Below are 12794 nucleotides of genomic sequence, written 5' to 3'. Positions count from 1 at the left end.
CTCACTGCCGTAGCCGGGTATTGCGCACATAACGCGCCGGCGACGTGCCCAGTGTCTTTCTAAACATGCTGATGAACGAGCTGACAGACTCGTAGCCCAGCGTTTCAGCGGTGCTCTGCACCGACAGCCCCTCGGCCAGGCTTTGCAACGCGACAATGATCTGCCATTGCTTGCGCCATTGGCCGAAGGTCAGGCCGGTCTCGCTTTTTACCAGGCGGGCCAGTGAACGTTCACTCATGGCCACTTGCTGTGCCCAACTCGCCATGGTGGCGCGGTCGGAGGGGGCTTGCGCCAGCGCCCGGGCGATGGTGCGCAGCGGGGTAGAGGCGGGCAACGGCAGGTAGAGCTGTTCAGTGGGGGCCAGTTCAAGTTCTTCGAGCAACACGCTGGCCAAGCGTGCGGTGCGAGAGTGGGGCGGGTAGTCCTGGGCCTGGCCGCTCAAGTGGCGGATGAGCTCCAGTAGCAGCGGTGACAGCGCCAGCGTACGGCAGCGATCCGGCAGTGACGCGGCGCCGGGTTCCACGAACAAAAAACAGACTTGGCCGTTGGCCGTGACACGGTTGCTATGAGCAACGCCCCCCGGTATCCACACGCCGAACCCTGACGGAACCATCCACACGCCATCTTCTCCCGTACACACAATGCCGCCGCCATAGGCGACTACCAGTTGCCCCTTGCGGTGCGTATGTACGGCGGACTCACTGTCGTTGCGCTGGGTTTCGAGCATCAGCGCTACGGCAGGTTGCGCAAGGTTGTCGTACTCGAGCTGATCGGTGGGTAAGGGCTGGATCTGGGCCATGGCGTGCAATCGAAGCGTGTCTGGATTTGATTATATTTTGGCAGTCTACTCAATATCGGCAGCGATGCTAATCACTTAGCATCCCCGGCAAGCCCCTTCTGGATGCGGGCGAATGTCAGAAGCCTGCGAATCCGGTGCTTGCCATGCTCAGCGAAATCTCCATTGCCAACCTCTATTTTCCGCCCTTGTTGATCTACCTGGGCGTATCGGTGCTGGTCTACACGCTTATCGACCGCCTGAGCCGTCGCTGGCTGGACGCGGCGTGGCACCCGGCGCTGGCGCGTTTTTTTATCTCACTCATCGTCGTGTCGGCGATGGTCGTCAACTGCTGAGCGAGGTCGGCCATGGTTATCGTCAAAATTCTCAAACCTGCCGCCACGCTGGCGCTTGGCTTGCTGGCTGTGGTGTTCTGCCTGCAACTCTGGCGGGCGTATGTGTTGGCGCCCTGGACGCGGGACGGGCGGGTGAGCGCGCAGGTTATCCGTATTGCGCCGCAGGTTTCCGGCCAGATCGATCGGTTGTCGGCCAGTGACAACCAATGGGTGGCAAAGGGCGATTTACTCTATCGCATCGATGCGCGCGCCTATCGGCTGGCGGTGCAGTTGCGCACGGCGGAGTTCGCAGAGGCGCGCAGTGTGTTCGAGCAGCGCAGTGCGCAATTCAAGCGCCGAGCCCAGTTGGCCGACGCCATCGCCCGGGAAGAAATTGACAATGCGGCGCGTGACTTGGCGGTGGCCCAGGCGCGCCTGGACGCTGCGGCAAGCCAGTTAGCCCAGGCGCAGCTCGACCTGGACCACACGACGGTGCGTTCGCCGGTAGACGGCTACGTCACTCAACTGCGGCTGCAGCCTGGTGACTATGCGCAGGCCGGCACTACCAACCTGTTCGTGGTCGATGGCCATAGTTTCTGGGTCACCGGATATTTTGAGGAGACCAAGCTGCCGGGCGTGCGCATCGGCGCGCCGGTGTCAATCAAACTCATGGGGTTTGCCGCACTGTTGCAAGGGCATGTGGCAAGCATGGGCCGGGGGATCGCCGACGCCAATGAACTGCGCAACGACAGCGGTTTGCCCACGGTGAGCCCTACCTTCAGTTGGATTCGGTTGGCACAGCGTGTACCCGTGCGCATCGAGTTGGACAACGTACCGGACGGCGTTGAGTTGGCGGCCGGCATGACCGCCAGTGTCGAAGTGACACAGCCCAACGCCGCGCCGCGCTGGCGGCTCACGCAATGGTTACAGGCCTTCATGTGATGACGCGTATGGCGACACGCCTTTTCGCGGCGATCCCCCGGCCCTGGACGCCCGCCACCTTTTTTTACGTGCTGCGCAGTATCGTGGCGGCGGGTCTGGCGCTGTGGCTCGGCTTCCAGCTACATCTGGACTCGCCGTTCTCGGGCGCATCCACCGTGCTGCTGCTGGTACAGCCGATCCAGGGGGCGGTTCGTGGCAAGGGCGTCCACCGGATGCTCGGCACCCTGATCGGCCTGTTCGCGGCCTTGCTGCTGACAGGGTTGTTCGCGCAACAGATGTTGTTGTTCATCCTCGGCATCGGCCTGTGGCTGGGCCTGTGTGTGGGGGCAATGACCGTCTTGCGCCATTACCAGGCCACGGCGGCCGTGGTGGCGGGCTATACGGTGTGCCTGGCGTTGGGCCCGGCCATCGTCGCGCCTGAGCAGGGGTTCGACCACATCATCACCCGTGGCACGGCGGTGGCGTTAGGGGTGCTGAGCCTGAGCCTGGTCGTCACGCTGTTCAGCGCCAAAACGATGGAGCATGCAGTTCGACGCTCGCTGGTCGACGTCTGTGCCCGCAGTGCCCGGCTGATTGCCGCGAGACTGTCTGGCGAGCAGCCTGCGGAACGGGCAAAGCAAGGTCGCCCGCTCGCGATGCAGATTGGCAAGGTGGACGACCAACTGGGGCTCGCACGGGGCGAGTCGTCGCTGATTCGCTCCCGGCAGTTGGCGATTCAGGCAGGCCTGGCGCATCTGCGCTCCGCTGTGCTCGACGTGCAGGCGGGCGACCCATACCCCGGCATCGACCTCACGTCGCGGGCTCAAATAAGCACCGCGCTACAACAGTTGAGTGAGCGGATGCTCGACCCCCGCTGCGACTTTCTGGCCGCGGCCGATACGGTGGGGCAACTGCGTGGCTTGGCGCAGGCTCTGGCTGACTCAAACCCTGATTCACGCTTGCCCGGTGAACGCCTGTACGAGCAATTGACGGACCTGAGCGAGGCCCTGCTGAATTTCTCCAGCCTCGATCACGCGCGCCCACAGCGGGTGCGCGCCGTGGGCTATCACCGCAACTACGCCGATGCGGCGCGAAACGGCATCCGGGCGCTGCTCGCCACGCTGGCCGCCGGTGGGGTCTGGTATATCAGCGGCTGGGATCAAGGGCCCACACTGCTGGCGGTCCTTGGCCCGTGCTGCACGCTGTTGGCAACGGCGCCCGCACCCGCCCAAGGCATTGCCAGCTTTATACGCGGCACGCTCTATGCGGTTTTGGCGGCAGCGCTGTGCAAGTTCCTGCTGATGCCGCAGATCAACGGGTTCCCGCTGTTATTTTTGCTATTGGCGATGTTCTGGTCGTTCGGGATTCACGCGACGAGCCAACCACGCAGCGCCCTGCAAGGCGTTGCCTACCTGATCGGGTTTAACACCTTGGTGAGTACCGGTGATACCGCCCTCTATGATTTCGCCGGTTTCGCGAACCAGTCGCTGGCCTGGTTCGCGGCCATGCTTATCTGCCTGTTGGCGTTCCAGATATTGCCCAAGGACCCGGCTAAACATATTCAGGCATTGAGGCGTTCGCTCCATCAGGACACCCGTCGGCTACTTCGCCAGGCGGGTGCTGTCGATCACTCTAGATGGCAAGCCACACAACACCACCGGATCGTCGCGCTCACAACAGTGCTGGGCGCCGATCACCAGCACGATGACCAGGCGGGCTACCTGTCGCTGCAACTGAGTAAGCAATTGAGCCGGCTACAGCGTGAAGCGAGCGGCATTGCCCCTGGATCGCCGGTGGCCCAATGCGCGCAAACCGGCGCTCGGCGGATGGCTCGATATGCTTACGACCCGGCGATCAGCGCCGCGCAGGCGCGCCGCACAGCAAGGTCGATGAGAAGGCTTGGGGCGCCTGATTTGGCGATCTGTTACCAGGACTTGGCCTGGCTGCTGGAGCAATACGCCAACGCTGCTCATCCCCGTGTCCCCTAAAACAAACCGGTGCCTGCCGGCGGTGCGCGTCTCTCGCCAACGGCGATAGGTGACGGATCTGCTCTACTATGAGCCAATGCTCATGTGTGCAATTGCCCTTACCACTCGCCGGATGCCCTACCCATGAAAGACCTGCCGCCGACCGCGACACTGCGCGCCTTTGAAGTCGCCACCCGGCACCCGACCTTTACGGCTGCCGCCCAGGAGCTGCATGTGACCCAGAGCGCGGTCAGCCACCAGCTCAAGCACCTTGAGGCGCTGTGGGGGTTGCAGTTGTTTGAACGGGGCAAGGCGTTACGCCTCACGGCAGCGGGGGCCACGCTGGCGCCTATCGTGCGCGAGTTTTTCATGAGCCTGGAAGCGACGTTGGCTGACCTGCGCGAGCAAAAAGGCCGGGTGCGGCTGAGCGTCAGCACCACCTATTCGTTCGCGTTGAAATGGCTGCTGCCTCGCTTGCCGAGTCTCTCTCGCCAACACCCCGAACTGTTGGTCTCGCTGGACACCACCGACAAAATCATCCACTTCTCCGATGCCCAGGCAGATGTCGCGATCCGGCTCGGCAAGGGCAATTACCCTGGCCTGCATGCGCAGTTTCTGTTCGGCGAGCAGGTATTTCCCGTGGCCAGTCCCGAACTGCTGCAGCGCCTCGGCACACCCTGCAGCCCCGCCGAACTGTTGCAGTTTCCGCTGCTGACCCGGGATGGCGCCGAGCTGGTGCCGAAATGGGAGGTGTGGTTTCAAGCGGTCGGGCTGGTGTTTTCGCCGCTCAAGGAGAGCGTCAGGTTCGGCGATACCAACATGACGGTCGAGGCCGCCTTGCTCGGCCAGGGCGTCGCGTTGGTGCGCAGCGGGCATGTCGAGAACGAAATCAGCGATGGCCGTCTGGTGCGACTGTTCGATGTGCCGTTCCCATCGCCGCTTGCCTACTATTTTGTGTGCCCCAAGGGCCTGGAGTCGCAGCCGCACGTGGTCAGCTTTCGCCAATGGTTGATCGGCGAGGCGCTGAAAGTGCGGCGGGCGGATGAATGATGCATGAGCATCTATTCATGCTGCGATGAGGAGACTTCTCTGTTGTCCGGGGGCCGGGTTGTCTAAGATGGCGCATGCCTATCCATCTCGTTGTCCTCGTTCTGTTTGCCGCGCTCCTGCATGCCAGCTGGAATGCGTTGCTGCGCGGCGGTGCCGATCGGCTGTGGTCGATGACGGTGATGTGCATCGCCATCGCCATTGCCTGTGTGGTCGCCGCCGCATTCATGGCGCCCCCCGCGCCTGAAAGCTGGGGCTATGCGCTGCTTTCGGGGTTGTTGCATGTGGGCTACAACCTGTTCCTGGTGCGCAGTTACCGGGTCGGCGATTTGGGGCAGGTCTATCCGATTTCGCGTGGGTCCTCGCCAGTGCTGGTCACTCTGGGGGCGGCGGCCTTTGCCGGGGAAAGCATCGCTCCCGGCCAGTTGCTCGGGATTGCCCTGGTGTCAGGCGGGATTATTTCGCTGGCCTTCAGGGGGCGCAGCCTGTCGGTGCCCAGTTTGCCGTATGCGCTGGGCACGGGCTGCTTTATCGCGGCCTACAGCGTCGTCGATGGCATGGGGGCCAGGCTTTCCGGCGCGCCGCTGGCGTACACGGTGTGGATGTGCGCGTTGTGGGGCGTGCTGATGCCATTGGTGTACATCGGCCTGCGCGACGCCCGCAGCCTGTTTTCCGTACGGCCCGGCACCGTGACCGCCGTGGTCGGCGGGCTGGTCTCGCTGCTCGCCTATGGCGTGGTGATCTACGCCATGAACGAGGCGCCGTTGGGCGCGGTATCGGCATTGCGCGAAACCAGCGTGCTGTTTGCGCTACTGATCGGTTACCTGTTTCTCGGCGAGACGCTCACCGTTCGCCGGATCCTGGCGTGCGTCGTGATCGTCAGCGGCGCCATCATCATCGGCTGATGCAGCCCACTGCTCTGGGGGATTTTCCATGGTTAACGTCTTGCAGGCTCCGCTGATGCTTATCACCGGGGGAGGGCGCGGAGTGGGGGCGGCGACCGCCCGGCTGGCCGCCGCAAAGGGCTATGACGTGGCGATCAGCTATGTTGCCAACGAGCCGGCGGCGTTGGCGGTGGCGGCGCAGGTCGAAGCAATGGGGCGCAGGGCATTGGCCGTCCGCGCCGACAGTGCGGACCCTCGACAGGTGGCCGATTTGTTTGCCGCCATCGACCGCTCGTTCGGGCGCATCGACGTACTGGTCAACAACGCCGGGATGCTGGAGAAGCAGTCACGCCTGGAGGACCTGGGCTTCGAGCGGATGCAGCGCATATTCGCGGTCAACTCCATTGGGCCGATACTCTGTGCCCAGCAGGCGGTGAAGCGCATGTCTTACCGCCACAACGGCCCGGGCGGCGTGGTGATCAATGTGTCTTCGGCCTCGGCGCGCCTCGGCAGCCCCAATGAATACATCGACTATGCGGCATCAAAGGGCGCCTTGGAGACATTTACCATAGGCTTGGCCAAGGAGGTGGCCCGGGAGGGGATACGCGTCAACGGTGTTCGCCCTGGGCACATCTATACCGACATGCATGCCAGCGGCGGCGAGCCGGGGCGGGTCGATCGCGTCAAGGACTCGATCCCCATGGGGCGGGGTGGCCAACCGGAGGAAGTGGCACAGGCCATTTTATGGCTGGCCGGCGCCGAGGCGTCATTCGTCACCGGGACGTTCCTGGATGTGACGGGGGGTAAATGAGCCGGTGATACCGGCCTGGATGCGCTGCCACTCAAACAGGGCAGCGCACGCGACCGGCGGAGGTGAAAATGGGCGAGCCCGTCAGCGGGTCACTGGGCGAGCCAATAGCCGATGGTTGGCACGATCAACACCGTGCTGATCGCCATCGACAGTACATTCCCAATATACGGATGCAGATAACTCGGCAGCCGTCCGGCAATCGAGCACGCCAGCGGCGGAGCAACCAGCGCCCCCAGCAGCGCACTGCTCACAATCACCGTCATGCTGCCGCCATAGGCCAATACCACCGCAGGTACCACCGACACCAAGGGCACATAGGTCGGGTACCAGCCCCGTTTGCGCCATTGCTGACGCCACACCAGCACCCCCAGCAACGAGGACAGGTAACCGGTATTGGCCAGCTCCGGCAGCACAATCAGATTGGCGCCGTTATTCACCGCTTCCAGGGCCAGGCTCAGGCTGGTGTTCAGGTTGGCGGGGCGGTTTTGCGTACCGACTTGCGGATCGAATTGCACAACGGCGACGCGCACGGGACTCGTGGATACGTTCATGGCACAGACCTCTTTTTATTGTTATCGGCCCACCTGTTGGGGTGGTGGGCGTTTAGTAAGAAGTCTTTTTTTGTACGCGTTCCAGTCGGCCGTTTCCGTTTGGTTTGTAGTCCTTTGCTGCAATGCCTGCGCCTGCGGCCTTGATAGCTTAAGTGGACAGCGCTAATGCCCTTCCGTAGCATCACGCGTTCGCTTTAGCGCCTCAAGGATGAAACCCATGCCGTTTTTTTCGCTTCGGCTCACCGCCGCCATTGGCGTCGCCGCGTTGTTTTCCACATTGCTGGCTGGGTGTGCAGCCAGGAACACCTACGTTGACGCCGTAGAGCCCGACGCGGCGAAACTGCGATTCGTTGCCAATACCTCTAACGCAAAACTCTATTACCTTGACGACCAGCGCTGCGAGGGTGCGACGGGCGAGCTCAACACCCTATACGTGCCTGACACCCCACGCCGTGCAGACATGATCATTGCGCCACCGGCCAAAGCCCGAGGCTTTCTGGAAATCAAGGTCAGGCCGCGCATCCCGGGTTATATCTTTCTCAGCACCGACGGATACAACTGGTCGTGCGGTCTGCAACTCGATTTAACCCCACAAGCCTACGCTGAATACGAAGTCACCTTGGACGTGCGCGGTAATCGATGCAGCGCTCAGCTGAGTCGCTTGATGCGCGTCGATGATCAAGACGTGCGGGTGCCAATGCCGGCGATTCAAAGCGGTACACCGGCATGCTTGCGTCCGGCTCCCTCGAGTTCGCGAACGCAATAGGCGTGCCGATCAGAGCATGCGGCGCAGCACATCGTTGCGAGGGTCTGGGTCGTAAAAGCGGTGCTTGAGGGCGCCCACCACATGCAGCGTGATCAGCCCTAGCAGGGTGTAGGCGAGCACTTTGTGCAGCCATTGGAAGACGACAAACCAATCGTCGTTCTTGGCCAGCAGCTCCGGCAGGTTCACGCCGAAAAAGAACACCCCGTCACTCATGGTGTATGTACTCGACATGGAGTAGCCCATCAGCGGCACGATCACCAACAGCGCATACATCACACGTTGTGTGAGCCTGGACAACACCCGTTCGTACGGGGCCAGTGTTTCCAGTGGTTGGGGAATGCTCGGCGCCCGCCAGCGCAGGACGATCTGGGTGAGTATCAGCAAAAACGTGAGCACGCCGAAGGACTTGTGCCAGGGGTAATAGAACTCGTATTTGCTCGCCACTTCATCATTCAGGCCGGTCATGTGCCAGCCTGCCCAGAGCAGGCCCAGGACGAGCACGGCACGTACCCAGTGCAATGCGCGCAGGGAGGTCGGATACCGATCTATTGTCGGTTGATCTATTGGGTTCATCGTGGGCTCTCCATTGATCCTCAACGGCGTGAGGAATGCACGGTTGGGTGGCCACCCCGCGGGCACAGGGCCGCAGAGTGGCTGGGGCGGTATAGGGTCAGTCGGGCAGCAGCACGGTAATGACTTTTTCCTCGGTATAGGCCAGCGCGCCGCTCAACCCGCCTTCACGACCAAGACCACTGGCCTTGACGCCGCCCCATGGCAGGTTGGCGTCCAGCGGGCTCCAGCAGTTGACGCCGATGGCGCCGGCCTTGACCTGCGCGGCCACGCGGTGCGCGCGCGCCAGGTCGGTGGTCCAGACCGTGGCCGCCAGGCCGTAGGCGGAGTCGTTGGCCAGTGCCACGGCCTCTTCTTCGCTGTCGAACGTGATCACCGTACCGACGGGCCCGAAGATTTCGTCCTGGGCGATGGCCATGTCGTTGCGCGCGTCGGCGAAGATCGTCGGTCGCACGAACCAGCCTTGCCCAGGAGGGGAGACCCCGCCGGCCAACAGCGTCGCGCCTTGATCGATGCCCAACTGAATGTAGCGGTTGACGCGGTCGAACTGCGCTTTCTTGGCCACCGGCCCCATCTGCACCTCGGGTTCGCGTGGGTCACCCACCTTGACCGCGCGCGCGGCATCGGCCAGCGCGGCAGCGAAGCGTTCGGCCAGGCTGCGCTGCACCAGGATGCGCGAACCGGAGGCGCAGATCTGCCCCTGGTTGACGAACAGGCCCAGGGTGCAGCCGAACAGCGCGTCATCGAATGGCGCGTCGTCGAACACGATCTGCGGGCTCTTGCCGCCCAGCTCCAGCGCCACTCGCTTGAACAGCACACCGGCGGTGCGCTGGATCTCGCGCCCGGCCTCGGGGCTGCCAGTGAAGCTGATCTTGGCGACGTGTGGGTGCTCGCATAAGGCGCGGCCCACTTGCGCGCCGTAGCCGGTGACCACGTTGATCACCCCGTCCGGAAAGCCCGCTTGCTGCGCCAGCACCGCCAGGTGCAGGGCCGACTGCGGGGTCTCTTCCGAGGGTTTGACCACCACCGTGCAGCCCGCCGCCAGCAAGGCGGCGAGCTTCCACACCGTGATCATCAGCGGTGAGTTCCACGGCACGATGGCGCCGACCACGCCCACCGGTTCGCGCACGGTGTACGAGAGGGTCTTGCTGCCGAAGTAGCCGCCGGTGGGAATGGTGCGGCCCTCCAACTGGTTGGCCCAGCCGGCGGCGGCGCGCAGGTTGGCGATGGCGTTGGGCAGGTCCATCCGGCGTGGTTCGAGTGGCGAACGGCCGATGGCGTCGGCGTCCATGTCGGCCAGCAATTGGCTGTCACGTTCCACCAGGTCCGCCAGTTTCGACAGCAGCCGACCGCGCTGGGCGCCGTCAAGCCGGCTCCAATCACCGCCTTCAAGCTGGGCGCGTGCCGCAGCCACGGCGCGGGCCACGTCGTCGACGGTGCCGCTGGCGCAGCTGCCGTAGATCTGTTCGGTCACGGGGTTGATGAGCGGGATGCGACCACTGTCGCTGGCTTCGCACGACGCGCCTTGGATGAAGTGGTTCAGGTGCTGATTCATGTGAGTGTCCGGGGGTGATGAGCAGGGGGCATATACCTCATGCCTCAAGGGAGGCCAGGGCGTCGCCGAATACGTCCAGCGCCTTGAAGAACATTGCGCGCGGGATCGTCAGCGAGGGCATCACACGCATGACGTTGCCGTAGCGGCCGCACGGGATCATCAGCACGCCGTGATTCATCAGGTAGCCCATGAGCCGGCCGATCTTTTCGCCCGCCAGCGGGGTCTTGGTGGCGGCGTCTTCGACCAGCTCGATACCAATCATCAGGCCGCGACCGCGCACTTCACCCACCAGCGGGCTGTTGAACGCGCGGATGTGTGCCTGCGCTTCCAGCCCCAGGGTGTGGGCGCGCTCCAGCAGGCCGAGTTCCGGGTCTTGCAGGATGCTGATGTTGGTCAGCGCCACGGCTGCCGACAACGAGTTGGCGGCGAAGGTATTGGGCATCGACCCGTCGGGAATCGCGGCCGCCAGGTCCGAGCGCATGATCAGTCCGGCCATCGGCAGGTCGCTGCCGATACCCTTGCCGAAGGTGAGCATGTCGGGCTTCACGCCGGAATGCTCCACCGCCCACATCTTGCCGGTACGCCCCGCGCCGGATTGCACTTCATCGACAATCAGCAGCGCGCCGGCGCGGTCGCAGGCTTTGCGCAGCAGTTGCAGGAACTGCGGCGAGGGCGGCACGTAGCCGCCTTCGCCCTGTACCGGTTCGACGATCACGGCGGCCACATCATCGGCGGCGGTGTAGGGGCTGTTGAGCAGGTAATCCACGTAGTCGCCGGCGATCTGCTCGGCGCTTGCGTGCGAGGTGTCGAAGGGAAAGCGATAGGCGTAGGGGTAGGGCGCATGGATCACGCCACCCATCATCGGGCCGTAGCCCTTGCGGTAGGCCGTGCCGGTGGTGAGCGCGCCGGAGGCATTCCACACACCATGGTAGCCGCCGTGGAAGGCCAGGATCTGGTGACGCCCGGTGATGCGTTTGGCGAACTTGACCGCCGCCTCCAGCGCGTCGCTGCCGCTTTGTGTGAAGAACGTGATGCAGTCACCGCGCAGGCCCTCGGGCGCGATCTCCGAAAGCTTGGCCGCCAGTGCGGTGCGGCGGGTGCTGTTGATTTCCAGGGCGTGCATCAGCACTTCGGATTGATCGCGGATGGCCTGCACCACCTTGGGGTGGCAGCGCCCGACGCTGCTGACGCCCACGCCCGCCGACAGGTCGATGTAGGTGTTGCCGTCGGGGTCCTTGAAGGTCGCGCCGAACGCGCGGTCCATGGCGATCGGCATGCGCCCGCCGCCGCGCGCCATCGACTCGGTGCGTGCCGACAATGCCAGCGCCTCGCGGGTCATGGGGCCGGGCAGGGTTGTGGAAATCATTCGCGGCGCATCCGCAAAATGCAGGGCTTCTAATTTGGACTCACTCATGACGAACTCTCTGGCTGACGGTTTTCAGTGAGCCGATCATTCTCATGACAGGGCCTTGACCGTTAGCCCGAATCGGCAAATCGACGCGCATGAGCTGCGCCGTTGCCGATGCATGGCGGCAGATACAAAGAATTTGCAATGCGTGACCTATGTGGGACTATCGCAAAACACGGCAGGCTGGAAACAACACTATCGGCAGAGGTTTTCACCCATCATGCAAAACCATCATGTGAGCCACTTTCGCGATATCCATGTGCATGCCGCCACTGTCCAGGAATGGAGCCAGGACTACAGCCAGTTAACCGCCGGCCAGGCCGAAAGTTCTTTGATGCAACTGACGACGGCGCGTTGCCACGTGTTCCGCGAGCAGATCAACCAACGCGTGGTGCAGCACGGCGTGGCGCCGCGCGGCAAGATGTGCTTCGCCGTGCCGATCAGCGTGCCGGGCTCGACGCGCATGCAGGGCCGCGAGGTGGACGACAGCAGCCTGTTTTTCCTGCACGGCGGCGAGGAGTTCATGTTCCATATGCCGATGGGCATGGAGCTGTTGTCCGTCACGTTCGAGCGCGAATGGTTCGAGCAGGCGTTGACGCACACGGCGTCGGCCGGGGAGATCGGTCGGTTGTTGCGTCAGCCGGTGATCCGGGTCTGCGCGCAGCGCTTTGCCCAGGCCCGAGGGCGATTGCTGGCGATGCTGTCCCTGGCGGTGACCGACCAGGCGCCCGACAGCGCGTGTGAGCCCAGGCTTGAGCAGGCCCTGCTCGATGAACTGATGCAGCTGCTCACCGACCCGGCCTGTGACAAACAGCAGCGCAGCCCGAGCTCCACGCGCAGCTTCATTGTCGAGAAATGCCACCGGCTGACCACGGCCGAGATGCTCAACGTGCCCAGCGTGAACGAACTGTGCGAGCGCCTCCAGGTGAGTCGCCGCACCGTGCAGAACAGCTTTCGCGCGGTGGCCGAGACGACGCCGCTGAACTACCTGCGCTCGGTGCGGCTCAACGGTGTGCGCCGCGCCTTGATGTCGACCGCGGCGTCCCGTCTCTCGGTCGGCGATGCCGCCGCCCAATGGGGCTTCTATCACCTCAGCCATTTTGCCGAGGAGTACCACGCCCTGTTCGCCGAGTTGCCCTCGCAAACCGCGCGTGCCGCCATCCCTGCCTGCGCGCGCGCCTGAACACCCGCCCGCCATGGCGCA

The 12794-nt window shown here is 63.7% G+C and carries 12 protein-coding genes and 1 pseudogene; 8 read left to right on the top strand and 5 right to left on the bottom strand.

Annotated features, from left to right (window positions below; translation table 11 throughout):
* Position 1: 1 nt before the first annotated feature.
* Positions 2-799 carry an AraC family transcriptional regulator gene (locus AB4N98_RS02700; protein ID WP_017526957.1) on the bottom strand — a complete coding sequence of 266 codons (798 nt, stop codon included), beginning with the start codon at positions 797-799 and terminating at the stop codon, positions 2-4.
* Positions 800-942: 143 nt separating this feature from the next.
* Here AB4N98_RS02700 and AB4N98_RS02695 point away from each other — a divergent pair, with 143 nt between their 5' ends.
* The 6 genes from AB4N98_RS02695 (at position 943) to AB4N98_RS02670 (ending at position 6740) form a co-directional block, all read left to right on the top strand.
* A complete protein-coding gene (locus tag AB4N98_RS02695; RefSeq protein ID WP_065878617.1) occupies positions 943-1131 on the top strand; it encodes a DUF1656 domain-containing protein in 189 nt (62 codons plus the stop codon).
* Positions 1132-1143: 12 nt separating this feature from the next.
* The gene (locus AB4N98_RS02690) at positions 1144-2052 is read left to right on the top strand and encodes an efflux RND transporter periplasmic adaptor subunit (RefSeq protein WP_065878615.1); all 909 of its coding nucleotides are present in this window, start codon (positions 1144-1146) and stop codon (positions 2050-2052) included.
* Complete coding sequence (locus AB4N98_RS02685; protein ID WP_460149212.1) at positions 2052-4019, top strand: FUSC family protein; 1968 nt, start codon at positions 2052-2054, stop codon at positions 4017-4019. Before AB4N98_RS02690 ends, AB4N98_RS02685 begins: the two co-directional genes overlap by 1 nt.
* Before the next feature lie 123 nt (positions 4020-4142).
* Entirely contained in the window at positions 4143-5048 is a 906-nt protein-coding gene (gene gcvA, locus AB4N98_RS02680; RefSeq protein ID WP_017526961.1) for a transcriptional regulator GcvA, read from the top strand.
* A gap of 74 nt (positions 5049-5122) precedes the next feature.
* The gene (locus AB4N98_RS02675) at positions 5123-5950 is read left to right on the top strand and encodes a DMT family transporter (protein ID WP_017526962.1); all 828 of its coding nucleotides are present in this window, start codon (positions 5123-5125) and stop codon (positions 5948-5950) included.
* Between the two features lie 28 nt (positions 5951-5978).
* Positions 5979-6740, top strand: coding sequence for an SDR family oxidoreductase (locus tag AB4N98_RS02670; protein ID WP_065878611.1), 762 nt, complete (start codon positions 5979-5981; stop codon positions 6738-6740).
* A gap of 374 nt (positions 6741-7114) precedes the next feature.
* On the opposite strand, the pseudogene AB4N98_RS02665 reads toward AB4N98_RS02670, so the two are convergent.
* Positions 7115-7291, bottom strand: a pseudogene (locus tag AB4N98_RS02665) (nitrilase-related carbon-nitrogen hydrolase); the annotation flags it as partial.
* A gap of 217 nt (positions 7292-7508) precedes the next feature.
* Here AB4N98_RS02665 and AB4N98_RS02660 point away from each other — a divergent pair.
* Positions 7509-8057 carry a hypothetical protein gene (locus tag AB4N98_RS02660; protein WP_065878607.1) on the top strand — a complete coding sequence of 183 codons (549 nt, stop codon included), beginning with the start codon at positions 7509-7511 and terminating at the stop codon, positions 8055-8057.
* Positions 8058-8066: 9 nt separating this feature from the next.
* Here AB4N98_RS02660 and AB4N98_RS02655 read toward each other — a convergent pair whose 3' ends face one another.
* The 3 genes from AB4N98_RS02655 to AB4N98_RS02645 all read right to left on the bottom strand — a co-directional run bounded on the left by AB4N98_RS02655 (position 8067) and on the right by AB4N98_RS02645 (position 11596).
* A complete protein-coding gene (locus AB4N98_RS02655) occupies positions 8067-8630 on the bottom strand; it encodes a cytochrome b (RefSeq protein WP_026067199.1) in 564 nt (187 codons plus the stop codon).
* Between the two features lie 97 nt (positions 8631-8727).
* On the bottom strand, positions 8728-10182 hold the full coding sequence (locus AB4N98_RS02650; protein WP_460149210.1) for an aldehyde dehydrogenase family protein: 1455 nt from the start codon (positions 10180-10182) through the stop codon (positions 8728-8730).
* 37 nt (positions 10183-10219) lie between these two features.
* Positions 10220-11596, bottom strand: coding sequence for an aspartate aminotransferase family protein (locus tag AB4N98_RS02645; RefSeq protein WP_017526968.1), 1377 nt, complete (start codon positions 11594-11596; stop codon positions 10220-10222).
* A 214-nt stretch (positions 11597-11810) separates the two neighbouring features.
* Between AB4N98_RS02645 and AB4N98_RS02640 the strand changes: the two genes are divergently transcribed.
* Positions 11811-12773, top strand: a complete 963-nt coding sequence (locus AB4N98_RS02640) for a helix-turn-helix domain-containing protein (protein WP_068936452.1) — start codon at positions 11811-11813, stop codon at positions 12771-12773.
* Positions 12774-12794: the final 21 nt, after the last annotated feature.

This window comes from Pseudomonas sp. S3_E10, from assembly GCF_054667615.1.
Note: the sequence above shows the minus strand (reverse complement) of the source record. Positions and strands in the feature narration are given on the sequence as shown.

Bases quoted from the DNA above. Each gene is read 5' to 3' on its own strand.
- AB4N98_RS02700 (WP_017526957.1), bottom strand. From the start codon at position 799: ATGGCCCAGATCCAGCCCTTACCCACCGATCAGCTCGAGTACGACAAC.
- AB4N98_RS02695 (WP_065878617.1), top strand. From the start codon at position 943: ATGCTCAGCGAAATCTCCATTGCCAACCTCTATTTTCCGCCCTTGTTG.
- AB4N98_RS02690 (WP_065878615.1), top strand. From the start codon at position 1,144: ATGGTTATCGTCAAAATTCTCAAACCTGCCGCCACGCTGGCGCTTGGC.
- AB4N98_RS02685 (WP_460149212.1), top strand. From the start codon at position 2,052: ATGACGCGTATGGCGACACGCCTTTTCGCGGCGATCCCCCGGCCCTGG.
- gcvA (WP_017526961.1), top strand. From the start codon at position 4,143: ATGAAAGACCTGCCGCCGACCGCGACACTGCGCGCCTTTGAAGTCGCC.
- AB4N98_RS02675 (WP_017526962.1), top strand. From the start codon at position 5,123: ATGCCTATCCATCTCGTTGTCCTCGTTCTGTTTGCCGCGCTCCTGCAT.
- AB4N98_RS02670 (WP_065878611.1), top strand. From the start codon at position 5,979: ATGGTTAACGTCTTGCAGGCTCCGCTGATGCTTATCACCGGGGGAGGG.
- AB4N98_RS02660 (WP_065878607.1), top strand. From the start codon at position 7,509: ATGCCGTTTTTTTCGCTTCGGCTCACCGCCGCCATTGGCGTCGCCGCG.
- AB4N98_RS02655 (WP_026067199.1), bottom strand. From the start codon at position 8,630: ATGAACCCAATAGATCAACCGACAATAGATCGGTATCCGACCTCCCTG.
- AB4N98_RS02650 (WP_460149210.1), bottom strand. From the start codon at position 10,182: ATGAATCAGCACCTGAACCACTTCATCCAAGGCGCGTCGTGCGAAGCC.
- AB4N98_RS02645 (WP_017526968.1), bottom strand. From the start codon at position 11,596: ATGAGTGAGTCCAAATTAGAAGCCCTGCATTTTGCGGATGCGCCGCGA.
- AB4N98_RS02640 (WP_068936452.1), top strand. From the start codon at position 11,811: ATGCAAAACCATCATGTGAGCCACTTTCGCGATATCCATGTGCATGCC.